We start from the raw sequence: 24,189 nt of genomic DNA on the forward strand, positions 1-24,189 counted from the left end.
GCCATTTCCGGGGAAGTGGCTAAGCTGGGCCCATGCCTTCCTTCTCGCCGGATTTCATGCAACTGACCGACAGTCACTGCCATTTCGACTTTGCCGCCTTCGACGACGACCGGCCGGGCCACTGGCAACGGGCCAACGCGCTGGGGGTGCACCGCCTGGTGATCCCCGGGGTGGAAGAGGCCCAGTGGCCACGGCTGCCGGCCCTCTGCGCCGGGCTGGGGGGCGTGCATTACGCCCTGGGGCTGCATCCCTGGTGGGTGGCGCGAGCGTCCGCCGACTGGCAAGGGCGGCTGGTAACGGCCCTGGAGCAGGCCGATCACCGCTGTGTCGCCCTGGGTGAGATGGGGCTGGATGCGGCCATCCCACTGCCCCTGGCGGAGCAGGAAGCCGCATTGCTGTTCCAGCTAAGGCTGGCCCGGGAGCGGGCGCTGCCGGTGATACTGCACAGCCACAAGAGCCACGACACCCTGCTGAAATGGCTGCGCCGCCATCCCCCCAAGGGTGGGGTGGTGCACGGCTTTTCCGGCTCCCTGCAACAGGCGCAGGCCTTCTGGGCGCTCGGCATTCACCTCGGGGTGGGCGGCACCATCACCTATCCCAGGGCCAGCAAGACCTGCCACACCCTGGCCGCCATGCCGGCGGACGCCCTGGTGCTGGAAACCGACGCCCCCGACATGCCCCTGTGCGGCTTTCAGGGCCAGCCCAACCATCCCGCCCGCCTGCCCCTGGTGCTGGCCGCGCTCGCCGAGCTGCGCGGCGAGGAGCCCGAGTCGCTGGCCGCACAACTGGAAGCCAATGTCGAACGGCTGTTCGGCTGGTCCTGAGCGCCCCAAGAAAAACGTTTTCGTTCTAAAAATCATAATTTTATTGCCTTTTCGCTCGAAAATTGCCGCCCTTTTCCTACTCTGTTGAGAGCGAACTCGTATAATCCCGCCCAACTGACAATGACTGTCGGGCCTTTGTTTTCCGCTGCTACTAAAGGATAGAACTATGACGTTGATCATGAGTCTGGTGGGGATGGCGACGCTTATCCTGATTGCCATACTGTTTTCGAGCAATCGCAGCGCCATCCGGCTGCGTACCGTGGGCGGCGCCTTCGCCATCCAGGCCGGCCTGGGCGCCTTCGTGCTCTACGTGCCCGTGGGCAAGGACATACTGCAGTCCATCTCCGCCGGCGTGTCCCAGGTGATTGCCTTCGCCAACGACGGCATGGGCTTCCTGTTTGGCGGCCTGGTGGGCGACGCCGCCTTCTCCAGCGGCCTCGGCTTTATCTTCGCCCTGCGGGTACTGCCGGTCATCATCTTCTTCTCCTCGCTGATCGCCGTGCTCTACTACCTGGGCATCATGCAGTGGGTGATCCGCATCCTGGGCGGCGCCCTGCAGAAGGTGCTGGGCACCTCGCGCACCGAGTCCATGTCCGCCACCGCCAACATCTTCGTGGGCCAGACCGAAGCCCCGCTGGTGGTGCGTCCCTTCATCTCCAAGATGACCGACTCCGAGCTGTTCGCGGTAATGTGCGGTGGCCTGGCCTCGGTGGCCGGCTCGGTGCTGGCCGGCTACGCCTCCATGGGCGTGCCCATGGAATACCTGATCGCCGCCTCCTTTATGGCGGCCCCCGGCGGCCTGCTGTTCGCCAAGCTGATCATGCCCGAGACCGAAACCCCCGAGGTGGACGAGTCCAGGGTCAACGCCGACATTCCGGAAGAGGAAAGGCCCGCCAACATCATCGACGCCGCCGCGGCCGGCGCCACCTCCGGCATGATGCTGGCCATGAACGTGGGCGCCATGCTGCTCGCCTTCATCGGCCTGATCGCGCTGATCAACGGCATGCTGGGCGGCGTCGGCGGCTGGGTCGGCATGGACAACCTGAGCCTGGAACTGCTGCTCGGCTGGCTGTTCTCGCCCCTGGCCTTCCTGCTGGGCGTGCCCTGGGAAGAAGCCACCATCGCCGGCTCCTTCATCGGCCAGAAGCTGGTGGTCAACGAATTCGTGGCCTACATCAACTTCGCCCCCTACCTCAGCAACGAACTGCTGGTGGAAGGCACCGGCCAGGTGATGTCCGACCATACCAAGGCCATCATCTCCTTCGCCCTGTGCGGCTTCGCCAACCTGTCCTCCGTCGCCATCCTGCTTGGCGGCCTGGGCGGCATGGCGCCGAACCGCCGTCACGACATCGCCCGCTTCGGCCTCAAGGCCGTGCTGGCCGGCACCCTGTCCAACCTGATGTCCGCCACCATCGCCGGTTTCTTCCTGGCCCTGGCGGCACTGTAAAAGGATTAGGCGAGCCCTTTCCCCGGTCTGTTGATGAGTCACCCGGCAGCCACTGCCGGTTGGCGGAGAGGCCAAAGGGAACGGCTCCGCCGACCCTCCGCGCCATGGACGGCGCGGCGGAGCCCCCATGGATGGGTTCACGGCGTGTCGGCGGAGTTGGCCCTTTGGCCGACTTGCTCGGCAGGTATCAGCAACAACCGGATATGTCGGCCGCCCCTATTTGCGGTTAAACGGATTTAAACTGTCTTCAAGGAACCAAGTCCGCTCGTTCACACCTAGTGAAGACTGGAGAAGCAAATGACAGACATACAAACCGCAGCCCGCCAGGCTCTGGGCCTGATGGATCTGACCACCCTCAACGACGACGACACCGACGCCAAAGTGATCGCCCTGTGCCAACAGGCGGTCACCCCGGCCGGCAACACCGCCGCCATCTGCATCTACCCGCGTTTCATTCCCGTGGCCCGCAAGACCCTGCGCGAACTGGGAGTGGAAGGCCAGGTGAAGATCGCCACCGTCACCAACTTCCCCCAGGGCAACGACGACATCGAGATCGCCGTGCGGGAAACCCGCGCCGCCGTCGCCTATGGCGCCGACGAAGTGGACGTGGTCTTCCCCTGGCGCGCCCTGCTGGCCGGCGATGAACAACGCGGCCTGGAACTGGTGCACGCCTGCAAGGCCGCCTGCGGCGAGGTGCTGCTCAAGGTCATCATCGAAAGCGGCGAACTCAAGGCGCCGGCGCTTATCCGGCGCGCCTCCGAGCTGGCCATCGAGGGCGGCGCCGACTTTATCAAGACCTCCACCGGCAAGGTGGCGGTCAACGCCACCCTGGAGGCCGCCGACATCATGCTCAGGGTGATCCGCGACAGTGGCAAGGACATCGGCTTCAAGCCCGCCGGCGGCGTGCGCACCGCCGAGGAAGCAGCGGAATACCTGGCGCTGGCGGCCAGCATTATGGGGTCCAACTGGATTTCTCCTCGGCATTTTCGCTTCGGCGCCTCCAGCCTGCTGGCCAACCTGCTGCATACCTTGGGTGAAAGCGACAAGGGTGCCGCCGAAGGAGGCTACTGATGCTGCCCCAGGAAATCATTCGCCACAAACGCGACGGCCAGGCCCTCAGTGCCGAGGAGATCGCCTTCTTCGTCAAGGGCATCGCCGACGGCAGCATCAGTGAGGGCCAGATCGGCGCCTTCGCCATGGCGGTGTACTTCAACGACATGAACGACGACGAGCGCATCCAGCTGACCCTGGGTATCCGCGATTCCGGCGAGGTGCTGGACTGGTCCGGCGCGGGCCTGAACGGCCCGGTACTCGACAAGCATTCCACCGGCGGGGTGGGGGATTTGGTGTCCCTGGTGCTGGGGCCCTGGGTGGCCGCCTGCGGCGCCCATGTGCCCATGATCTCCGGCCGCGGCCTGGGTCACACCGGCGGCACCCTGGACAAGCTCGAGTCCATTCCCGGCTACAACATCATGCCTTCCAACGCCGACTTCCGCCGGCTGGTGCAGGAGGTGGGGGTGGCCATCATCGGCCAGACCGGCAGCCTGGCCACCGCCGACAAGCGGCTGTACGGGGTGCGGGACGTCACCGCCACCGTCGAGTCCATTCCGCTGATCGTCGCCTCCATCCTCGGCAAGAAGCTGGCCTGTGGCCTGGATGCCCTGGTGATGGACGTGAAGATGGGCTCGGGCGCCTTTATGGCGACCGCCTCGGCGTCGCGGGAACTGGCGGAAGCCATCGTCACCGTGGCCAACGGCGCCGGCACCCCCACCTCGGCCCTGCTCACCGACATGAGCCAGGTGCTGGCCAACTGCGCCGGCAACGCGGTGGAAGTGGCCGAGGCCATCGCCATGCTGAAAGGCGAGATCCGCCAGGGCCGCCTCTATGAGGTGACCGAGGCGCTGGCGGTGGAAATGCTGCTGGCGGGCCGGCTGGCCGACACCGAAAGCGACGCCAGGGGCAAGCTCTACGGCGCGCTCAGCTCAGGCGCCGCCGCCGAACGCTTCGAGCGGATGGTGGCCGGGCTCGGCGGCCCGACCGACATCCTCACCGGCTTCGAGCGCCACCTGCCGACGGCGCCGGTGATCCGCCCGGTGCTGGCCGAGGCGGAGGGCTATATCATCGACATGGACACCCGCGACATCGGCATGGCGGTGGTGGGCCTGGGCGGCGGTCGCCGCCGGGCCGACGACGTCATCGACCACAGTGTCGGCCTGACCGCCATCGCCGGCATCGGCGACAGGGTCGAGGTCGGCACCGAGCTGGCCATCGTCCATGCCCGCAATGAAGACGACTATGCCGCCGCGGCCGAACAGGTCCGCCGCGCCATGGTGCTGGGCGAGCAACGGGAAGAGGCGCCCCGCAGCGTCTACGACGTGATCCGCCCCGAGGAGGTAGCATGAAACGCGCAATAGTACTGGTACTGGATTCCTTCGGCATCGGCGCCGCGCCCGATGCCGCCCAATTCGGCGACGAAGGCGCCGACACCCTGGGCCACATCGCCGCCGTCTGTGCCCGGGGCGAGGCGGACAACGGCCGCCGGGGGCCGCTCCGGCTGCCCAACCTGGGCCGGCTCGGCCTGTTCCACGCCCATGCCGAGAGCACCGGCCGGGTGGCCGAGGGCGTCACCCTGCCCGCCGAGGTGACCGGCAGCTACGGCTATGCCCGGGAACTGTCCTCCGGCAAGGACACCCCCTCCGGCCACTGGGAGATCGCCGGGGTGCCGGTGCTGTTCGACTGGGGCTATTTCACCGACACCGAAAACAGCTTCCCCCAGGCGCTGATCGACGAGCTGGTGGAGAAGGCCAAATTGCCGGGCATTCTCGGCAACTGCCACGCCTCCGGCACCACCATCCTCGAGCAACTGGGCGAGGAGCATGTGCGCAGCGGCAAGCCCATCTGCTACACCTCGGCGGACTCGGTGTTCCAGATTGCCTGCCACGAAGACAGCTTCGGCCTGGAACGGCTCTATGAACTGTGCGAGATCGCCCGCGAGCTGCTGATGCCCTACAACATCGGCCGGGTTATCGCCCGCCCGTTCAAGGGGGAGAGCGCCGCCGACTTCGCGCGCACCGGCAACCGCCGCGACTACAGCATAGAACCGCCGGCCGCGACCGTGCTGCAGAAGCTGGTGGAGGAGAAAAACGGCGAGGTGGTGTCCATCGGCAAGATTGCCGACATCTACGCCCACTGCGGCATCACCCGCAAGGTCAAGGCCAACGGCCTGGACGAGCTGTTCGACGCCACCCTGGCGGAGGTGAAGCGGGCCGGCGACGATACCATCGTCATGACCAACTTCGTCGACTTCGACTCCAGCTACGGCCACCGCCGCAACGTGACCGGCTACGCCGCCGCCCTGGAGGCCTTCGATCGCCGTCTGCCCGAGCTGCTGGCCATCATGCAGCCGGATGATCTGCTGATCATGACCGCCGATCACGGCTGCGACCCGACCTGGACCGGCACCGATCACACCCGCGAGCATATCCCGGTGATCTGCCTGGGCGGCGGCCTCGCCGCCGGCTCCCTGGGCGGGCGCGAGACCTTTGCCGATATCGGCCAGTCCCTGGCGGCCTATTTCGGCACCAGCCCGATGGATTACGGCAAGTCGTTTTTATAAACACCGATGGGGCTGAGTTGGGGACAAGCAGAAAACAGCTTGCTTCAAAGGCAGACAAAGGGATCGGCTCCGCCGACCGTCACATGCCAGGGCCGAAAATTGCTCCTGCATTTTCGGCATTCCCGCCATCCCTGGCGGTCAGATGCATGTGCCGAGCGATACAGGGGGCGAGCTTGCTCGCCTTGACGAGCCGTTTCAGCCTGACCGAATATCCAGTGAATATTCGCAGCAGGCTGAAACGGGCGAGTGTCAAGTCTTGCAGCGTGTCGGTGGAGTCGTCCCTTTGGCTGACTGGCACCCAGTGTTCAGACCCTGTCGGTTTATCTAGCTGAATTATCTGGAAGATTAACGAGGAATATTATGGCTACTCCACATATCAACGCCGAACGCGGCGATTTCGCCGATACCGTACTGATGCCCGGCGACCCGCTGCGCGCCCAGTACATCGCCGACACCTTCCTGTCCGACGTCAAGCTGGTGAACAAGGTGCGCAACATGCTCGGCTTCACCGGCAGCTACAAGGGCCGGCGGATTTCGGTGATGGGCCACGGCATGGGCATTCCTTCGGTATCCATCTACGCCAAGGAACTGATCACCGAGTTCGACGTGAACACCCTGATCCGCATCGGCTCCTGCGGTGCCGTGCGCGACGACGTCAACTTGCGCGACGTGGTGATCGGCCTCGGCGCCAGCACCGATTCCAAGGTCAACCGCATCCGCTTCAAGGATCACGACTTCGCCGCCATCGCCGACTTCGAGCTGGTGGCCAACGCGGTGGCGGCCGCCAGGGCCAAGGGCGTGCCGGTCAAGGTGGGCAACATCTTCTCGGCCGACTTGTTCTACTCGCCCCAGGCGGATCTGTTCCAACTGATGAAGGACTACGGCATCCTCGGGGTGGAGATGGAAGCGGCGGGCCTGTACGGCGTGGCCGCCGAGTTCGGCGCCCGGGCCCTGACCATCTGCACCGTGTCCGACCACATACTGCGCCACGAGGCCCTGAGCGCCGACGAGCGCCAGACCAGCTTCAACGACATGATGGAAGTGGCGCTGGAGTCAGTATTGCTGGGCGACTCAGCCTGAACTCCCTTCGGGAGGCGGGCCTTCCGCCTCCTGCCGTTTGAACCGGCCGCGCCAGCGGCCGAATCCCAGTCCCAGCAGGATCCCGAGCAGCAGAGACAGGGGCAGCAGCCAGCCCAGGTGGCGTTGCAACTGGTGCCAGATGCCGCTTTGCAGGCTGGTCAGCAGCGAGGGTTCCAGGCTGAGGTGCAGAAAGCCCAACGGCCGCTCCTCGTGGTACAGCGGCCGGATATAGGCCAGGGTGTCGCCGTCGGCGGCACTGCTCGCCTCCGCCAACAGCCGGCCGCCGCCGTCATAGAGTTGCACCGACACCACCAGGCCGGCGCTGACCAGTTCATCCACCAGCTGTTGCTGGCTGTCCCCGTCTTCCGTGAGCAGGGCGCGTACCGCCTGGAGCTGGGCATAGTCCGCCAGCGGCTCGGCCAGGGAGCGTTGGGGCAGTTGCCGCCAGCGCTGGCCGAGTTCGGTCACTTGTGCCAGTTGCCAGCCGGCGCTCGCCAGCAGCAGCACGACCAGCAGCGGGATCAGGGACTTGGACATGAAAGGGCTCTTTTTACGCATAGCGGCCAATATTGTCCCTTGCCTGGCGAAAAAGCAATACGCTACCCTGAGCGCCGGTTTTTTGTGTTTTGTGAATTGAAGGAATCCCAAGTGGCACTGTTAATGGATGTATTACCCGAGCGGGTCCGCGACTGGACGCCGACGCTGGCCTCCGGCGCCCACCTCTGGCAGCAGGGGCGCCTGACGCCGGGACGGCTCGACAGCCACGGCGGGCATCTGGTCCTGCTGGCGGAGCAACTAGACAAGACCGCCCTGCACCACAGCCTGCAGATCCTGGACGAGGAAGGGGTCGAGGTGGAGCTGTCCGGGGTGAAGGCGGTGGCCGGCCGGGATCTGCTGAGCCTGCGCCTGTCGACCTGGTCGCCGCTGCTGAAGTCGCGCCTGCAGCAGGTGGCGGCACACTGGGATCTGGCCTGCGTACCGGCCCTGCCCAGGGCCGATCAGCCGGGGCTGGTGCTGATGGACATGGACTCCACCGCCATCCAGATCGAATGCATCGACGAGATCGCCCGCCTGGCCGGGGTGGGCGAGGAAGTGGCAGCCATCACCCGGGCCGCGATGGAAGGGGCGCTGCCGTTTTCCGAGAGCCTGCGTCGCCGGGTCAAGGCCCTGGCCGGCGCCGATGCCGCCATTATCGATGAGGTCATCGGCATGATGCCGCTGATGCCCGGGTTGACCGAGCTGATCGCCGGCCTCAAGCAGATGGGCTGGAAGGTGGCCATCGCCTCCGGCGGCTTCACCCCCTTCGCCTGCCACCTGCAGGAGCGCCTGGCGCTGGACGCCGTCTTCGCCAATACCCTGGAGATCCGCGACGGCAGGCTGACCGGCGAGGTGCTGGGCGCCATCGTCGACGCCGAGGCCAAGGCCAACATCCTGGTCAACCTGGCCCATGAGCACAATATTCCCATCAGCCAGACCGTGGCCGTCGGCGACGGGGCCAACGATCTGCTGATGCTGGCCCAGGCCGGCCTGGGCGTGGCGCTGCATGCCAAGCCCCTGGTGCAGGAAAAGGCGCCGGTCTGCCTCAACCGGCTGAGCCTGGAAGGGGTGCTGGGGCTGCTGCAGGCCCGTTGAGGCACTGCCGTCGGCGCACCAGCCCGGTGATGTCGAACACCTGGCACAGGGCGGCCAGCTCCGCCAGCTGCTGCTCCAGTTGCTGGGTCTTGTGCAGGGCGGCCTGGGTCAGGCTGTCCCGTTCGGGCACCGCATAGTCTACCTGGCGCAGTTGCAGCCGGTTGAGGATCAGCAAGGATACCCGCAGCTCCCCGGCATAGCGGGGCTCCAGCAGCAGGGCGCGCCGCTCGGCATCGGGATCGACCAGCAGCCAGTGCTTGTCGGGATCCTCTGCCGCGCTGGCGGTCCAGATTTCCATCGTCAGGTGGCTCCTTCCGTCCGGTCGCAGCAGGCTGGTGATCATCGACTGCAGCAACTGGCGGGAAACCAGCCGGCTGAAGTGGGCCTGCCGGTATTCGTTGGACAGGAAGGACATCAGCGCCTCCTGGGCCAGGCAGGCGATGGCGCCCTGCACATAGAAGCCACCGTCGTTGCGGCCCAGCATAAAGGTGGGCGAGGGCGGCTGTTGCAGGGCCTGGCGGTTGAGCCAGGTCAGCCAGGCCGGCTTGTGATGGGTGTCCGGCCGGGCGCGCAGCTTGTCCTGGTTCTGCTCGAGCAGGGCCGAAAAGAACTGGTAGCCCGGGTGCGCTTCGCTCGCCCCTTCGATATGCAGGTGCAATACCTTGCCGTCTCCGCTCTGGTTCACCACCCGGTAGGGCAGTTCCTTCAGCTTCCATTGCCGGCTGCGTTTGCCCAGCTCGGTGAGGCTGACGCCCACCAGGCAGGGCAGGTCGAGCCGCTCGGGCTGGGTCAGGGTGATCTTGAGGCCGCTGTTCGACAGATCCTCGGTCTGGCCCCGGATCGTCCTTCCTCCCAGGTTCAGTTCCACTTCGCTCTGGTACTTGAAGCGGGCTTCCTGCCGCTTGGAGGCCTGCAGCCCGAGGGGTGTAAGGGTGACCGGTCGGGGCCGGGCATTGCGGATAAAGGGTGCCAGCTGTTGGAGTTGGACTTCGCCCGAGACCGGGGAGGGCAGGGCCGGCATGGGCGTCAGCCAGAGATGCCATTTCAGGCGCTGCAGCCGGGCCAGACCCTGCTGATCCAGGGTGTCGAACGCCTGGTCGGCAAAAGTCAGGGGGCGGATGCTCAGGTAGTAGCTGTGCAGGGTGCCGGCCCTCAGTCCCTCGTTGACGAAGGCCGAATAGGCCTGTTGCTGCTCCAGCTCGTGCTGATCCGCCACGAAGTAATAGGGCTGGCTCTTGCCCTGGTGACGAAAGCTGTACAGCAGCAGCGGTTGCCGGGGCTGGCCACCCATTTTCAGTATCCGTTCGGGTGGCAGCAGGGTGCCCAGCAGATCGCCGGGGCTGGCCTGTTGCCACTGGGCCAGGGTCTTGTGGCCGTGGCGATTGGCCATCACTTCCTGCAGTTCCCCCGCTTCATCGAAGAACAACGACAGGCTGAGGCTGGTTTCGAGCAGGGCCTGGCCCCAGCACTGGGCCAGCGCCGTGGTGTAGAGATCTTCCGCGTCCAGGCCGTAACGGGGGCGGCTCTGATCGACAAACTGCTGCAGTGCCTGTTGCCAGCCGGCGTCGTCTTCGATGCGTTGCATCTTGAGCCGGCGGGGATCCTCGGGCTGCGGGGTCAGGCGATAGCGCTTGGGGTTGGCCAGGCAGCCGAGCCCCGGCTGATGGGCCAGCTCGGGAAAGGACACCGGCAGCTGTTCGGGGAGCGGCCTGGGCTCGGCCAGGTGCACCAGCAGGCCGCCCGCCGAGATATCCAGGCTGTTGGCCCTGAGCCTTTCTTCTCCCAGGTGCAGCAGTACCGGGGTGACGAAGCGCAGCCGGTTTTCCTTGCGGCGGGTGCCCATGGTGGGCAGGTACCAGGGCAGGGTGTTGAGCCGGGAGGGCTGCTTGCGCAGGGCGGCCAGTTCGGCGATCAGGGTTTCGTAAAGGCCGCGGGTGTAGTCGCCGTGGTAGTCGTCGAGCAGGCTGGAGAAGCGCGCTTCCAGCGATGCCGGCAGCATGTGGTCCAGGCCATGGTGGCGTACCAGCCGGCACTGATCCGGAAACAGGCTGCGCAGATCCAGCACCCGCAGGCAGGGACTGGTGAGCCGGCGGACTTCCGCCTGCAAGTGGAAGCGGGTGGCCTGGTCGGCCTCGGGCAGCAGGTGATCCACCAGTACGTCCAGATCCTGGTGGTAACTGAGGGGCACCAGCTTGTCGAGCAGGGACTTGTAGGGACTGAGATCCATCTTGGCTTCGGGTTGAGTGAGCAAAAGACTTGGGCCAGTATATCAGCTCGTTAACGAATGAGTGAGACAGCATGGCCAAGTCCAAAACCGCCTTCGTCTGCGGCGAATGCGGTGCCGAGTTTCCCCGCTGGCAGGGGCAGTGTTCCGAGTGCAAGGAGTGGAACACCATCAGCGAAATCCGGCTGGCGCCCGCTTCCGCAGCCAGCCGCAACAGTCGCTTTTCCGGTTATGCCGGGGCCCTGGACAACAAGGTACAGACCCTGGACGAGATCGCCCTGACCGAGATCCCCCGTATCCACAGCGGCTTTCAGGAGCTGGACCGGGTGCTGGGCGGTGGCCTGGTGCCCGGCTCGGCCATCCTGATCGGCGGCAATCCCGGCGCCGGCAAGAGCACCCTCTTGCTGCAGGTGATGTGCGGCCTGGCGGGCCGGATGAAGACCCTGTACGTGACCGGCGAGGAATCCCTGCAGCAGGTGGCGATGCGGGCCCAGCGGCTGAACCTGCCCCGGGACAAGCTGCGCATGCTGTCGGAAACCAGCGTCGAGCAGATCTGCCAGGTGGCCCGGGAGGAAAAGCCGGCGGTGATGGTGATCGACTCCATCCAGGTGATGCACGTGGCCGAGGTGCAGTCGGCGCCGGGCTCCGTGTCCCAGGTGCGGGAAGCGGCGGCCCAGCTGACCCGCTTCGCCAAGCAGCAGGGAGTGGTGATCCTGATGGTGGGCCACGTTACCAAGGACGGCACCCTGGCCGGGCCCAAGGTGCTGGAGCACTGCATCGACTGTTCGGTGATGCTCGACGGCGCCGCCGACAACCGCTTTCGCACCCTGCGCAGCCACAAGAACCGCTTCGGGGCGGTGAACGAGCTGGGGGTCTTCGCCATGACCGAGACCGGCATGAAGGAGGTGAACAACCCCTCCGCCATCTTCCTCAGCCGGGGCGAGGAGCAGACCACCGGCTCGGTGGTGATGGTGATCTGGGAAGGCACCCGGCCGCTGCTGGTGGAGCTGCAGGCGCTGGTGGATTACTCCCAGCTGGCCAACCCGCGGCGGGTGACGGTGGGCCTGGAGCACAACCGGCTGGCGCTGCTGCTGGCGGTACTGCACCGTCACGGCGGCATGCAGATGGCGGATCAGGATGTGTTCGTCAACGTGGTGGGCGGGGTGCGGGTGGAGGACACCAGCGCCGACCTGGCCCTGCTGCTGTCGCTGGTGTCGAGCTTTCGTGACAAGGCGTTGCCCAAAGAGCTGGTGGTGTTCGGCGAGGTGGGGCTGTCGGGGGAGATCCGGCCGGTGCCCTCGGGCCAGGAGCGGCTGATGGAGGCGGCCAAGCACGGTTTTACCCGGGCCATAGTGCCCTGGGCCAACAGGCCCAAGCAGGCGCCGGCGGGCATGGAGGTGATCGCGGTGAAGAAGCTGGAAGAAGCGCTGGCGGCGCTCTAGTCCTCGTTTACCAGTTGGGCAAACTGGCGCTGGAGCAGCTCGTCGCTGCCCAGGTTCAGCTCCACCAGCCGGCGCAGATGGGCGGCGCTGTCGATGTCCAGGCGCCGGCACTCCAGCCCGATACAACTGCCGTGGTGGTGGCGCTGCCGCCCCTGCATGACGATGCGCTGGCCGTGGCCATCCAGGTCGAGCAGCAGTTCGAATTCGTCGCCGTTTTTCCCGGCCCAGTCATCGGCCACCGCGAGCAGGGCGCCGTGCAGGGACAGATCCCGGACCAGTATGTGGTGCTGATGGCCGGTGGCGTCGAGCAGCCAGGCCTTGGCCCGGAAGCCGATACGGGAAAACAGTCTGCGCTCGGTCATGGTGACTCCTCGTCAGGCGGGTTGGCCGGTATCCAGATGGTCGACCAGGGCGATGGCGGAGACCAGCCTGTCCTCGAGTTCGAAGCGTTCTTCGAGCACTTCGCCCAGGTGGCCAAGATCCTGATCCAGCTCCAGCAGGGTGTCCTCGTCGGCCTGGCTGTACTTGTCGTGGAAGTTCAGCGCCTCGTCGGTATTCTGCTTGATGCGCGGATAAATCCGCTCGGCCAGCAGGCGGGCGTTGCCCTTGGCCGCTTCATAGGCCGCCACCACATAATCGTAGATTTCAAAATGGCCGGCGGAAACATAGTCGACCAGTTGTCCGCAAAATTCTTCCAGTTCCGCCTGGGAGGGCAGGGTCTTGTTGGTGGACAGGCGGATGTACTCCACCAGCAGGTGTTGGCGGGCATTGATAAAGGCGTCGAGGGCGTGATGCTTGCCGGCCAACTGCGCCTTGGTCTGTTCCATTTTCCTGAGCATGTTTCCCTCCGAGGGCTGCCTGGACAGGTGTTGATGAAGTATAAGTAAAGAAAAGATCCCCGGTGGTCAATAGCGGCAGCGGCAACTTGGGCGCTGGCTCCCCATTCTGCGGGCGGCGGAGCCGGCAGCCGGTTTTCCCGATTTCCCCGTCTGGTGGTACAATGCGGCCAATTTGCCACCTGATCCGGAACGACGGGATGAACACACTCAAGAATGATCGCTATTTACGTGCCCTTTTACGCCAGCCGGTAGACTACACCCCGGTATGGATGATGCGCCAGGCCGGCCGCTACCTGCCGGAATACAAGGCGACCCGGGCCCAGGCCGGTGATTTCATGGCCCTGTGCAAGAACGCCGAGCTGGCCTGCGAGGTGACCCTGCAGCCGCTGCGTCGTTTCCCGCTGGACGCCGCCATCCTGTTCTCCGACATCCTCACCATTCCCGACGCCATGGGCCTGGGCCTCTACTTCGAGGCGGGCGAAGGCCCCAAATTCGAGCGTCCGGTCGCCTGCCTGGCCGACGTGCAGAAGATAGGCGTGCCCGATCCGGAAGGGGAGCTGGGCTACGTGATGAACGCGGTGCGCACCATCCGCCGCGAGCTGAAAGGTGAAGTGCCGCTGATCGGCTTTTCCGGCAGCCCCTGGACCCTGGCCACCTACATGGTGGAGGGCGGCAGCTCCAAGGCCTTCACCAAGGTGAAGAAGATGATGTACGCCGAGCCCCAGGCCCTGCACCTGCTGCTCGACAAGCTGGCCGACAGCGTGACCTCTTACCTGAATGCCCAGGTGGCCGCAGGCGCCCAGTCGCTGATGATCTTCGATACCTGGGGCGGGGTGCTGACGCCGCGCGACTACAAGGACTTCTCGCTGCAGTACATGGCCAAGATCGTCGATGGCCTGGTGCGGGAAAGCGAGGGCCGCCGGGTGCCGGTGACCCTGTTCACCAAGAATGGCGGCCAGTGGCTCGAGGCCATCGCCGCCACCGGTTGTGACGCCGTGGGCCTGGACTGGACCATCGATATCGCCGACGCCAAGCGCCGGGTGGGCGACAAGGTGGCGTTGCAGGGCAATATGGACCCCTCCATGCTCTACGCCCCCATTCCCCGCATCGAGCAGGAAGTCTCGACCATACTCGAAGGCTTCGGCCAGGGCTCGGGCCATGTGTTCAACCTGGGCCACGGCATCCACCTGGACGTGGAGCCGGAGCACGCGGGGGCTTTTGTCGAGGCGGTGCACCGCCTGTCACGGCCCTACCACCAGGGCTGAGTGGGCTGTCATTGAGCCGGAATCAAAAAAAGCGCCCTAGGGCGCTTTTTTTTGCGGGTGATGGATGCCGTTAGCCGGCGAATTCCTTTTTGTACTGCTCCACCCTGCTCAGGAAGGTGCGACGCTCGGCACCGCTCAGGCCTTCGGCCATGGGCAGCTTGACCTGCATGGGATCCACCGGCCTGTTGTTGACGTGGAATTCGTAATGCAGGTGCGGGCCGGTGGAGCGGCCGGTGTTGCCGGACAGGGCGATGCGCTGGCCGCGCTTGACCGTATCCCCTTCCTTCACCAGGAAGCGGCTCAGGTGCAGGTAGCGGGTGGTGTACTGGCGACCGTGGCGGATCACCAGGTAGTTGCCGGCCAGCGGATGGCGGGTGGCCTTGATCACCACGCCGTCGCCGGGAGCGATGACGGGGGTGCCGATGGGCACGGCAAAGTCGGTGCCATGATGCGGCTGAACCCGGCCGGTGACCGGATGCTTGCGGGTCAGGTTGAAGTTGGAACTGATGCGGATGTTACGCTCCAGGGGGATGCGCACGAAGCCCCGCTCCAGGCTCTCGCCCTTGTCGTCGTAGAACTTGCCGTCCTCATGACGGAAGGCGTGATAGCTCTTGCCCTTGTTGGTGATCTGCACCGCCTGCAGCTCGGACTTGCCGGTGCTCTGGCCGTCGACGAACTCGCGCTGCACCACCACCTTGAAGCTGTCGCCCTGGCGCAGATCCCGGGCGAAGTTCAGCCGCCACTGGAACAGGTTGGCCACCCGCTGGATCTGGCTGGGTGACAGGCCTGCGTCCCGGGCGCTGAGATAGAAGCTGCCGTTGATGACACCGCCCAGGGTGCGGCTTTCCCAGTTGCTCTCCTCGGTCTGGAGCTGGCTACGGTAGTTGTCCCCGTTGCGCACGAAGAGGCGGCTGTGCATCAGATCCTGCTGGATCTTGAATTCCTGCAGCAGATTGTCTTCATCGATCAGCAAAGAAAGGGTCTGGCCCGGCTTGAGTCCGTCCAGGGCCCTTTCTTTGTCGGCATCGAGCAGCTTGTACATGGTGGCGATGGGCAGTCCCAGGCCGTTGAAGATGGTGCTCAGGGTATCGCCCCGCTGCACTACGTATTCCTGCCACTCGGGTTCGCCGGCGGCGATGACATCCAGGGCGTCCACCGGCTCCAGCGGGCCGATTTCGTCGTTGGGCAGGGTATAGAATTCGGTGTTGTTGACCTGCTCCCGGGCTTCCTTGGGCAGGTTCAGGCTGGCGGGGATGCTGATCCTGATCGGCTGTTCCGCCAGCTCGTTGGGGGAGGGCATCATCACCGCCGTGGTCAGGGTCAGGCCGCTCAGGAAGATGATACCGTAGAGGTGCCGTTTGGGCAGTTGCGTCGGTATTCCCAGCAGTTTGGTTTGTATCGGGCGGAGAGGATTCATCCGGATTACCTGTGCCTGTTGGTTGCTAAACTGTGCATGCAAAAACCGCTTTATCTATCCAGGCATGGATCCAAAGATAATAAAGCGGTCGGCTTTTTATCACGAAATGGCCCGCTTAGGCGGGCCACCATGGTTAGTGTACCCCATGGTATGAAAGTTCCACAGTGTACCGAATTTTATTTCAAATTTTTATTATTCATTGAGTAAACATCCGGCCATGGCCGCGGCCATCTGTTGCATAAATGCGAAATAACCCCGGGGACCGGCCGCTATGTCGGTTGCCAGTGGATCCAGTATCCCTATCCGCGCCTGGGTATTGCGCACCACGGCTTCCACCACCGCGGGACGGAACTGGGGCTCGGCGAAGACGCACTCGGCCTGGGCCTCCCGCAGGGCCTGGTGGATGCGCGCCACTGTCTGGGCGCCGGGGGCCCGCTCCGGGTTGACGGTGAAATGGCCGAGGGCCGGCAACTGGTAGTGATCTTCCCAGTAGCCGTAGGCGTCGTGGAACACGAAGTAGCCCTTGCCCCGGGCCGGAGCCAGCCGTTCGGCCACGGCGCTGTCGGTTTTTGCCAATTCTGTCCGGAAAGTGGCCAGGTTGCGTTGATACAGATCAGCATTGGCCGGATCCAGCTGGCTCAGGCGGTCGGCCAGCAGGGTGGCGATGCGCTCCCCATGGTGGGGATCCAGCCAGATATGGGGATCCTTGTCGCCATGATCGTGTTCATGGTCGTCATCCTGCTCCTCGACACTGATTTTACCGGTATGATGCTCATCCTGGTGATCGTGCTCGTCATGATGCTCATGATGGCCGTGGTGCTCACCGTCCTGCTCCTGGTGGTCGTGATCTTCATGGCCTTCGGGCTCGACCAGTGCCAGCAGCGCCAGGCTGTTGTCCTTGCCGGCCAGCAGCGGGGTCAGGAAGCCTTCCAGCTCGGGACCGACCCAGACCACCAGGTCGGCCTGGTTGAGGCGGCGCACGTCGGAAGGGCGCAGGGCGTAATCGTGGGGCGAGGTACCCGGGGCCAGCAGCAGCTCGGGCTCGTTCATGCCATCGGTGATGGCGCTGGCGATCAGTTGCAGCGGCTTGATGGTGGTCAGTACTTCCAGGGCGCGGACCTGGCTGCTGAACAGCAGGGGCAACGCCAGCAACAATAAGGCTCTCATGGCTCGGATCCCTATACCTCTAGTGATGGAGTTTGGCAAGCCGGCAATGTTATAATATTACAAATAGAGATGTAAAGGCGCTAAGCATGACCAAGCTGGTGGAACTGACGGACGTCGGATTGGAAGCCGACGGCAATATCATTCTCGAACGGATTTCATTGACCCTGCATCGCGGCGAGATCCTGACCATCGTCGGCCCCAACGGGGCCGGCAAGAGTTCGCTGGTCAAGCTGGTGCTGCGTTTGTGCGAGGCCAGCCGGGGTCAGCTGTGGCGCAAGCCGGGGCTGCGCATCGGCTATGTGCCCCAGAAGCTGCACCTGGATCCGGTATTGCCGCTGACGGTGGCCCGTTTTATGAGCCTGTCCCACGGGCGCCGGCTGTCGGTGGCCCAGGCGCTGGCCCGGGTGGGGGCCGAGCGGTTGGCGGAGCGGAGCATGCAGGCGCTGTCCGGCGGCGAAATGCAGCGCATCCTGCTGGCCCGGGCCCTGATGATGGAGCCGGAACTGCTGATCCTGGACGAGCCGGCCCAGGGCGTGGACGTGCACGGCCAGACCGAACTCTATGCCCTGATCAAGCAGCTCAGCGACCAGCTCCACTGCGGGGTGCTGATGGTGTCCCACGATCTGCACCTGGTGATGGCCAGCACCCACAGGGTCATCTGCCTGAACCAGCACATCTGCTGCCATGGGGAGCCGGAGCATGTGGCCCGCCATCCGGAGTTCGCCCGCCTGTTCGGCCGGCCCGAACTGACGCAACTGGCGGTCTATACCCACCATCACGCCTGCGACGACGAACATCACGGGGACGTCCGCCATGTGGGATAGTTTTCTGCTTTACGCCCTCCTGGCCGGGCTGGGCATCGCCGTGCTCGCCGGTCCCCTGGGCAGCTTCGTGGTGTGGCGGCGCATGGCCTATTTCGGCGATACCCTGGCCCATTCCTCCCTGCTGGGGGTGGCCATGGGCCTGCTGCTGCATATCGACCTGACCCTGGCGGTGCTGGTGGCCTGCGTGGTGCTGGGGGTACTGCTGGCGGCGTTGCAGCGGGCCAGTTGGCTGGCCACCGACACCCTGCTGGGCATCCTGGCCCATACCGCCCTGTCCCTCGGCCTGGTGTCCCTGGCCTTTATGGACAATGTGCGGGTCGATCTCATGGCCTACCTGTTCGGGGATCTGCTGGCGATCCAGCCGGTGGACCTGTACTGGATTTACGGCGGTGGCCTGGTGCTGCTGCTGATCCTGCGCCGGTACTGGGGCCAGTTGCTCTCCATTACCGTCAGCGAGGAGCTGGCGCGGGTGGAAGGGGTGCGGGTGGAGGCGCTCAAGCTGCTGCTGTTGCTGATGATCAGCGTACTGATCGCGGTGGCGATGAAGTTCGTGGGGGCGCTGATCATCACCTCGCTGCTGATCATCCCCGCCGCCACCGCCCGTCGTTTCAGCCGGACCCCGGAGCAGATGGCGCTCTATGCCATGGGGCTCGGCATGCTGTCGGTGGTGGGGGGGCTGCAGCTGTCCGTCAGCCACGACACCCCCGCCGGCCCTTCCGTGGTGGTGGTGGCCGCCGGCCTGTTCCTGCTCTCCCAACTGATGCCGAAGCGGGGCTAGCCCCGCTCCAGCGCAAGGTGCACCCGCTCCCGCAGGGCCGGCAGTTCCTCCTGCTCGAACCAGGGGTTGTCACGCAGCCAGCGGCGGTTGCGGGGGGAGGGGTGGGGCAGGGGCAGTTGCGCCGGGGCGAACTCCCGCCAGTGGCGCACCGTGTCGGTGAGGCTACGATAGCGGTTGCCCAGGTAGTAACGCTGGGCGTACTGGCCGATCAGCAGGGTGAGTTCGATGCGGGGCAGGGCGGCCTGTATCCGCCGGTGCCAGGTGGGGGCGCATTCGGGCCGGGGCGGCAGGTCGCCGCTCTTGCCCCGGCCCGGGTAGCAGAAGCCCATGGGCATGATGGCGAACAGCTCAGGGTCGTAGAACTGCTCCCGGCTCACCTCCAGCCACCGACGCAGGGTGTCGCCGGAGGGATCGTTCCAGGGGATGCCGGTTTCATGCACCCGGGTGCCCGGTGCCTGGCCGATGACGAGTATTCTGGCGCCGGGGCCCAGCTGCACCACGGGCCTGGGCCCCAGGGGAAGATGGGCTTCGCACAGCCGGCAGGCCCGGATCTCGTTCAGCAGCCGGGTGAAGCCGGGACTCATCTCAGTATCCCAGATCGAAGTTGACCACCCCTTCCATCGGCTTGCCCTCGATATATTTCAGGTAGTTGCGACTGAAGCGGGTGACTATCTGATCCGGGAAGCTGTAGCCGGCGTTATGGGGAGTGATCACCACGTTGGGCAGGTCCCACAGCGGGCTGTCCGCCGGCAGCGGCTCGGTGGCGAACACGTCCAGCACGGCGGCGCCGATATGGCCGCTGCGCAGGGCCTGCACCAGGGCGGTTTCATCCACCGCATCGCCCCGTCCCACGTTAAAGAAGATGGCGCCCGGCCTGATCTGCTTGAGCCGCCCGGCGTCGAACAGGCCGCGGGTTTCCGGGGTGGAGGGCAGCACGCTCACCACCACATCCGCCTTGGGCAGCACCTTGTTCAGGGCCTGCACCTGGTAGGTGCGGTCGAAGCCCGGTGCCTCCCGGCCGGCGCGGCTTACCCCCAGCACTTCCATGCCGAAATGGCGGGCGGTGGCGGCGATATGCTGACCTATGCTGCCGGTGCCCAGGATCAGCATGGTCTTGCCGTTCAGGCTCTGGTAGGGGGCGGGCTGCCAGTTGTGCTGACGCTGCTGTTCCCGGTAGTGGCGCAGGTGGCGGGTGATGGACAGCAAGTGGCCGAAGACGTACTCGCTGATGAGCGGGCCGAAGATGCCGCGGATATTGGTCAGCAGGTAGTCCTGGCGGGTGCCGGGACTGAGCAGCACGTCGACGCCGGCATAGGTGGACTGAACCCATTTCAGCGCCCGGGCCTCCTTGAGCCGGGGCCGGATGCGCGCCGGCTCGCCCAGCAGGATATCGGCCCGGGCCAGGGCGGCCTGGATGTCCGCTTCTTCCCGCGGGGCCAGTATGGTCAGTCCGGGCAGGTAGGCTCCTTTCAGCAGGGCGTTGTATTCGGCGTTATCCTGACTGAGCAGCAACAGGGTATGATTGGCCATACCTTCTCTCCTCAATGTGCTTTTTGTACCAGCTTTTTATGAGACAATGGCACAAGCAAAAACTTATACCAGTGTTTCCCGCATAAAGTGTGAGCCCCGGCCGCAAACGGTCAGATTGGCAGCAGTGCGGCGAGCCCAACCACAAGGAACTGCCCGTGTTCGGTGACAAATTTTATAAGAAACTCAACAAGCTGATGCCCTGGCAACAGACGGTGTTCGCCCTGGCCCTGGCCGAGCGGATGTACCCCAACTACCGTCTGTTCAGCGAGACTTCCGGCTTCGGCAGCGGTGAGCGTTTTCGCCATACCCTGGATGTGCTCTGGACCTACCTCACCGTCAAGGGCTCCCGGGTGGACCTGTCCGCCGAACTGGAAGCCTTCGAGGTGTTTATCCCGGATCCGGCCAGGTTCGAATCCTATGGCGCCTACCCGGCGCTGGACGCCTGCGTGGCCCTGGGGGCGGCCTACCACTCGGTGATCTGCCGTATCGGCGAAGAAGCGATGGAAGCCAGCAACGCCTCCCTGGGAACGGTGGCCGGCTTCGCCGAGCTGCTGGCGGAGCGGGAACTCGGCGACGAGGAGCTGTATGAACAGGAACTGATGGAAGCGGAAATGGAGTTTCAGGTGGAGCTGCTTGAACGGGTGGCCCAACCCCGGGAGGCCGAGGCCATCCTGGCCGTCCGCGACTTCGCCGCCCAGGGCGGGGTATCCAATATCGGCATCAGCCTGCAGGATTAGTACTTTTCTTCCTGGATCAGGCTGCCCACCTGCAGCAGGGGCGCCACGTCCAGATCGTTGGCGTTCATCATCGAGGAGATGCGCTGCACCGACGACAGCAGCAGGTTCTGCTCCCAGGCCTCCAGCGCCTGGAACTGCTGGATAAAGCTTTCCTGCAGCGGGCGGGGCGCGGTCTTGAGCTTGGCCCTGCCCTCGTCGGTGAGCACGGCGTGCACCTTGCGTTTGTCGGTCTGGCTGCGCTCCCGGCGCACCAGCTGCTTCTGCTCCAGCCGGTCGATGATGGTGGTGGCGGTGGCCTGGCTCATGTTGGTGGCCTGGGCCAGCTTGCGCATGGTGATGTCGCCGTGCTCGTTGATCGCCTGCATCAGCAGCAACTGGGGGCCGGTCAGGCCGGAGGCCTTGCTGAGCTGCCGGGAGTGGAGATCGATGGCGCGGATGATCTGGCGCAGCGCCACTAGCACTTCTTCGTGTTTTTCCAAGGTCTTCCTGCCGATGGGGCTTGCTGGATGTGCGCGCACCATAACGCAAATCGGCAGGGGGGAAAAGTCCCGTTGAACTCGAAGGACATTTTCGCGGGCGGCGGCTGGGACTGGCCGGCAATTGTATGTACAATTGCAACCAGCGCAGGAGGCAAAGTGACCCAATCAACCCCCCTTTACCAGCAGATCAAACAGCATATCCTGGCCCGTATCCAGTCCGGGGAGTACCCGCTGCACCAGCAGATCCCCCCGAGCAGGAACTGGCCGGCCACTTCGGCGTCAGCCGGATGACGGCCCACAAGGCAATCCGCGACCTGGTGCAGGAGGGCTACCTGATGCGCCGGGCCGGGCTCGGCACCTTCGTCACCGAGCCCAAGGCCGAATCGCCCCTGGCGGACATCAACAATATCGCCGACGAGGTGCGTAGCCGCGGCCATGAGTACGGCAACCGGGTGCTGCTGCTGGAAAGCATCCGCGCCGACGAGGAAGTGGCCCTGCAGATGGGCATGCGGCTCAACGCCCGGGTGTTCCATTCGGTGATGGTGCACCTGGAAAACCAGGTGCCTATCCAGGTGGAGGAGCGCTTCGTCAACCCGGCGCTGGCGCCCGATTATCTGAGCTGCGACTTCAGCCGCATGACCCCCAATGCCTACCTGGTACAGCACTGCCCGCTGTCGGATCTGGAGCATATCGTCGAGGCGCGGCTGGCGCCGGCCCAGGTGTGCGACTGGCTGCAGATAGGGTCCGAAGAGCCCTGCCTGCTGGTGACCCGACGCACCTGGTCGCTGCACCAACTGGTGAGCTTTGCCCGGCTCTGGCACCCGGGCAACCGCTACAAGCTGCGTTCCACCCTCAAGCTGGACTGAGCGCCAGCGCGGCGCTCAGGGTGGCGGGCTCGGACCGACGCTCATAGTGCCCCTCACGCCTCACCCCTCACGCTTCTCAGCGCCACTGGGTCAATTGCAGATCCAGGCTGTTCTTGCCGTCGGTGACCTGGATGTCCAGCTCCTGCAGGGTGGCGAAGAGATCGATGCTGCGGCTGCAGAGTGCGGCCAGCCGGGCCGGCTGGGGATCGGCCAGGTGGTAGATTTCGAGCCGCGGCAACTGCCCCAGCTCTATCTGATGCTTGCTCCACCATTCCAGGGCGGAGCGCCCGCCATAGCTGTACACCACCACCCGCTCGGCCCGGGACAGGGCCTGCTTGATGCGCTTGACGCTGGGCTCGCCCAGCTCCACCCACAGCAGGATGCGGCCGTCCGGCGCCTTCTGCCACAGCTCGGGCTCGTCGTCGGTGCTGAGTCCCTTGGTAAAGCTCAGATCCTCGTCGGCGTGGCGCATAAAGGCCAGCAGCCGCACCATCAGCCGGGTTTCGGTTTCCGACGGATGGCGGGCCACGGTCAGGCTGTGTTCCTGGTAGTAGTGGCGGTGCAGATCGCTGATATTCAGCCGCACCTTGTGCAGGGTGGCGGTCAGGGCCATGAAAAGATCTCGTTAACAAAAACGTCATCTTAACGGCAAGCCGGGGCGGTATCCAGCCCGACGCGCACCGGCGTCGGGCCGGCCCTGGCTCAGGGCGCGATCAGCATGGCGACCGGGATGGCCAGCAGCAGGCTGAGGAAGGCGCGGACAAACCACACCAGCACCAGGGTGCCCACCTTGAGCGGAATGCGGGTCGCCAGTATGCAGGGAATCGAGGCCGAGAAGAACAGCACCGACGACACGCACACCACGCCGGCGGCGAAGCGGGCCACGAAGTCGGCCTCGGCCATCAGCAGCGCCGGCAGAAACATTTCCGCCAGCCCCGAAGCGGTGGCCTTGGCGAGCAGCATGCCGTCATCCAGGCCCCACAGCCAGGTCACCGGGTAGAACAGGTAGCCCAGCCAGTCGAACACCGGGGTGTATTTGGCCGCCAGCAGGCCGATCAGCCCCACCGACATGATGGACGGCAGTATGCTGATGGTCATCACCAGGCCGTCCTTGAAGTTGTCGATCACGTTGCGGCCGAGGGAGGGCGCCTGCTCGGCCACTTCCAACCCGTTCTGCCAGGCGGTGGCCAGGCGGTTGCCGGGCTCGCCTTCCGGCTCCCGGTGTTCGGCGCTGTTGTCCATGCGGGAGAGGGGCGGCAGCCGCACCGTGATGGCGGTGACGATAAAGGTGATCAGCAGGGTCAGCCAGAAGTACTGGTTCCAGATCTCCATCAGCCCCAGGGTCTTGGCCACGATGATCATAAAGGTGGCGGAAACGGTGGAGAAGCCGGTGGCGATGATGGCCGCTTCCCGCGCCGAGTAGTGACCCGCGCTGTACACCCGGTTGGTGATCAGCAGGCCGATGGAATAGCTGCCGACGAAGGAGGCCACCGCATCGATGGCCGAGCGGCCCGGGGTACGCCAGATGGGCTGCATCAGCTTCTGCACCAGGATGCCGATGGCCTCGAGCAGGCCGTAACCCACCAGGAAGGCCAGGAACACCGAGCCGATGGGCACGATCAGCCCCACCGAAATCACCAGCTTGTTGAACAGGAAGGGCAGCATGTCCGGCGCCTGCAGCGCCGCCGGGCCCAGGCCGGTGAGCGCCATCAGGCCCGCCACCACCCCCAGCCATTTCAGCACCAGGAAGACGCCGTCGGTCGGGCTCTGTTTCCAGCGGCCGGTGACCAGCGGATAAACCGCCCCCGCCACTATCATCGCCATGGCGTACCAGCCGGCGCCGCTTTCGCCCAGGGCGGCGCGCAGCCAGCCCACCATATGATCCAGCGGTATGCTGGTCTTGCCCTGCAGGGTGATGGGAATAAAGAAAATAAAGATGCCGATGGCGCTCAGGCCCAGCAGCCGGCCGATGGCCTTGCCCTGGGGCCGGGATTGTTCCGTAACCTGGTGCATGAGGAGACC

At 65.1% G+C, this 24,189-nt stretch carries 23 protein-coding genes and 1 pseudogene; 13 read left to right on the forward strand and 11 right to left on the reverse strand.

What is annotated here, in order from left to right; translation table 11 throughout:
- Positions 1-56 precede the first annotated feature (56 nt).
- The 6 genes from AN401_RS03260 (at position 57) to deoD (ending at position 6,967) form a co-directional block, all read left to right on the forward strand.
- Positions 57-824, forward strand: a complete 768-nt coding sequence (locus AN401_RS03260) for a TatD family hydrolase (RefSeq protein ID WP_096780290.1) — start codon at positions 57-59, stop codon at positions 822-824.
- Between the two features lie 166 nt (positions 825-990).
- Positions 991-2,271 (forward strand): NupC/NupG family nucleoside CNT transporter, encoded by a 1,281-nt coding sequence (locus AN401_RS03265; protein ID WP_094039112.1) that lies wholly within the window; start codon positions 991-993, stop codon positions 2,269-2,271.
- A 297-nt stretch (positions 2,272-2,568) separates the two neighbouring features.
- Entirely contained in the window at positions 2,569-3,342 is a 774-nt protein-coding gene (deoC, locus tag AN401_RS03270; RefSeq protein WP_096778531.1) for a deoxyribose-phosphate aldolase, read from the forward strand.
- A complete protein-coding gene (deoA, locus tag AN401_RS03275; RefSeq protein ID WP_232513374.1) occupies positions 3,342-4,673 on the forward strand; it encodes a thymidine phosphorylase in 1,332 nt (443 codons plus the stop codon). The genes deoC and deoA overlap by 1 nt, the downstream gene beginning before the upstream one ends.
- Positions 4,670-5,887, forward strand: a complete 1,218-nt coding sequence (locus tag AN401_RS03280; RefSeq protein WP_096778533.1) for a phosphopentomutase — start codon at positions 4,670-4,672, stop codon at positions 5,885-5,887. The genes deoA and AN401_RS03280 overlap by 4 nt, the downstream gene beginning before the upstream one ends.
- Before the next feature lie 360 nt (positions 5,888-6,247).
- Positions 6,248-6,967: a purine-nucleoside phosphorylase gene (gene deoD, locus AN401_RS03285; RefSeq protein ID WP_094039108.1), complete on the forward strand. Its 720-nt coding sequence runs from the start codon at positions 6,248-6,250 to the stop codon at positions 6,965-6,967.
- On the opposite strand, the gene AN401_RS03290 is transcribed toward deoD, so the two are convergent.
- Positions 6,959-7,504, reverse strand: a complete 546-nt coding sequence (locus AN401_RS03290; RefSeq protein WP_094039107.1) for a hypothetical protein — start codon at positions 7,502-7,504, stop codon at positions 6,959-6,961. The genes deoD and AN401_RS03290 overlap by 9 nt on opposite strands.
- A gap of 117 nt (positions 7,505-7,621) precedes the next feature.
- On the opposite strand from AN401_RS03290, the gene serB reads away from it, so the two are divergent.
- Complete coding sequence (gene serB, locus AN401_RS03295; protein ID WP_094039134.1) at positions 7,622-8,599, forward strand: phosphoserine phosphatase SerB; 978 nt, start codon at positions 7,622-7,624, stop codon at positions 8,597-8,599.
- Here the strand turns inward: serB and AN401_RS03300 are convergent.
- Positions 8,550-10,826 (reverse strand): PilZ domain-containing protein, encoded by a 2,277-nt coding sequence (locus tag AN401_RS03300; protein WP_096778534.1) that lies wholly within the window; start codon positions 10,824-10,826, stop codon positions 8,550-8,552. The genes serB and AN401_RS03300 overlap by 50 nt on opposite strands.
- Positions 10,827-10,897: 71 nt before the next feature.
- Here AN401_RS03300 and radA point away from each other — a divergent pair, with 71 nt between their 5' ends.
- Entirely contained in the window at positions 10,898-12,265 is a 1,368-nt protein-coding gene (gene radA, locus AN401_RS03305) for a DNA repair protein RadA (protein WP_094039105.1), read from the forward strand.
- Here radA and AN401_RS03310 read toward each other — a convergent pair.
- Positions 12,262-12,627: a PilZ domain-containing protein gene (locus AN401_RS03310; protein WP_094039104.1), complete on the reverse strand. Its 366-nt coding sequence runs from the start codon at positions 12,625-12,627 to the stop codon at positions 12,262-12,264. The genes radA and AN401_RS03310 overlap by 4 nt on opposite strands.
- Before the next feature lie 12 nt (positions 12,628-12,639).
- On the reverse strand, positions 12,640-13,104 hold the full coding sequence (rsd, locus tag AN401_RS03315; protein WP_094039103.1) for a sigma D regulator: 465 nt from the start codon (positions 13,102-13,104) through the stop codon (positions 12,640-12,642).
- 197 nt (positions 13,105-13,301) lie between these two features.
- On the opposite strand from rsd, the gene hemE reads away from it, so the two are divergent.
- A complete protein-coding gene (gene hemE, locus AN401_RS03320; protein ID WP_096778535.1) occupies positions 13,302-14,369 on the forward strand; it encodes a uroporphyrinogen decarboxylase in 1,068 nt (355 codons plus the stop codon).
- Positions 14,370-14,439: 70 nt separating this feature from the next.
- On the opposite strand, the gene mepM is transcribed toward hemE, so the two are convergent.
- A complete protein-coding gene (gene mepM, locus AN401_RS03325) occupies positions 14,440-15,786 on the reverse strand; it encodes a murein DD-endopeptidase MepM (RefSeq protein ID WP_096778536.1) in 1,347 nt (448 codons plus the stop codon).
- Between the two features lie 192 nt (positions 15,787-15,978).
- Positions 15,979-16,953 (reverse strand): zinc ABC transporter substrate-binding protein ZnuA, encoded by a 975-nt coding sequence (gene znuA / locus AN401_RS03330; RefSeq protein WP_096778537.1) that lies wholly within the window; start codon positions 16,951-16,953, stop codon positions 15,979-15,981.
- Positions 16,954-17,039: 86 nt separating this feature from the next.
- On the opposite strand from znuA, the gene znuC reads away from it, so the two are divergent.
- Positions 17,040-17,777 carry a zinc ABC transporter ATP-binding protein ZnuC gene (znuC, locus tag AN401_RS03335; protein WP_094039099.1) on the forward strand — a complete coding sequence of 246 codons (738 nt, stop codon included), beginning with the start codon at positions 17,040-17,042 and terminating at the stop codon, positions 17,775-17,777.
- Positions 17,767-18,555, forward strand: a complete 789-nt coding sequence (gene znuB / locus AN401_RS03340) for a zinc ABC transporter permease subunit ZnuB (protein ID WP_094039098.1) — start codon at positions 17,767-17,769, stop codon at positions 18,553-18,555. The genes znuC and znuB overlap by 11 nt, the downstream gene beginning before the upstream one ends.
- Here znuB and AN401_RS03345 read toward each other — a convergent pair.
- On the reverse strand, positions 18,552-19,139 hold the full coding sequence (locus AN401_RS03345; protein WP_096778538.1) for a uracil-DNA glycosylase family protein: 588 nt from the start codon (positions 19,137-19,139) through the stop codon (positions 18,552-18,554). The genes znuB and AN401_RS03345 overlap by 4 nt on opposite strands.
- A 1-nt stretch (position 19,140) precedes the next feature.
- Positions 19,141-20,085, reverse strand: a complete 945-nt coding sequence (locus tag AN401_RS03350) for a D-2-hydroxyacid dehydrogenase (protein ID WP_096778539.1) — start codon at positions 20,083-20,085, stop codon at positions 19,141-19,143.
- Between the two features lie 155 nt (positions 20,086-20,240).
- On the opposite strand from AN401_RS03350, the gene AN401_RS03355 reads away from it, so the two are divergent.
- On the forward strand, positions 20,241-20,822 hold the full coding sequence (locus tag AN401_RS03355; RefSeq protein ID WP_094039906.1) for a YjaG family protein: 582 nt from the start codon (positions 20,241-20,243) through the stop codon (positions 20,820-20,822).
- Here the strand turns inward: AN401_RS03355 and AN401_RS03360 are convergent.
- Positions 20,819-21,301, reverse strand: a complete 483-nt coding sequence (locus tag AN401_RS03360; protein WP_094039907.1) for a MarR family winged helix-turn-helix transcriptional regulator — start codon at positions 21,299-21,301, stop codon at positions 20,819-20,821. The genes AN401_RS03355 and AN401_RS03360 overlap by 4 nt on opposite strands.
- A 156-nt stretch (positions 21,302-21,457) precedes the next feature.
- Between AN401_RS03360 and hutC the strand changes: the two are divergent.
- Positions 21,458-22,167, forward strand: a pseudogene (gene hutC / locus AN401_RS03365) (histidine utilization repressor).
- A gap of 76 nt (positions 22,168-22,243) precedes the next feature.
- Here hutC and AN401_RS03370 read toward each other — a convergent pair.
- Positions 22,244-22,780, reverse strand: coding sequence for a YaeQ family protein (locus AN401_RS03370; RefSeq protein ID WP_094039909.1), 537 nt, complete (start codon positions 22,778-22,780; stop codon positions 22,244-22,246).
- Between the two features lie 89 nt (positions 22,781-22,869).
- A complete protein-coding gene (locus AN401_RS03375; protein ID WP_094039910.1) occupies positions 22,870-24,180 on the reverse strand; it encodes a YjiH family protein in 1,311 nt (436 codons plus the stop codon).
- Positions 24,181-24,189: the final 9 nt, after the last annotated feature.

It is taken from the genome of Zobellella denitrificans, from assembly GCF_002407485.1.
In the GTDB taxonomy this organism is placed as follows: domain Bacteria; phylum Pseudomonadota; class Gammaproteobacteria; order Enterobacterales; family Aeromonadaceae; genus Oceanimonas; species Oceanimonas denitrificans.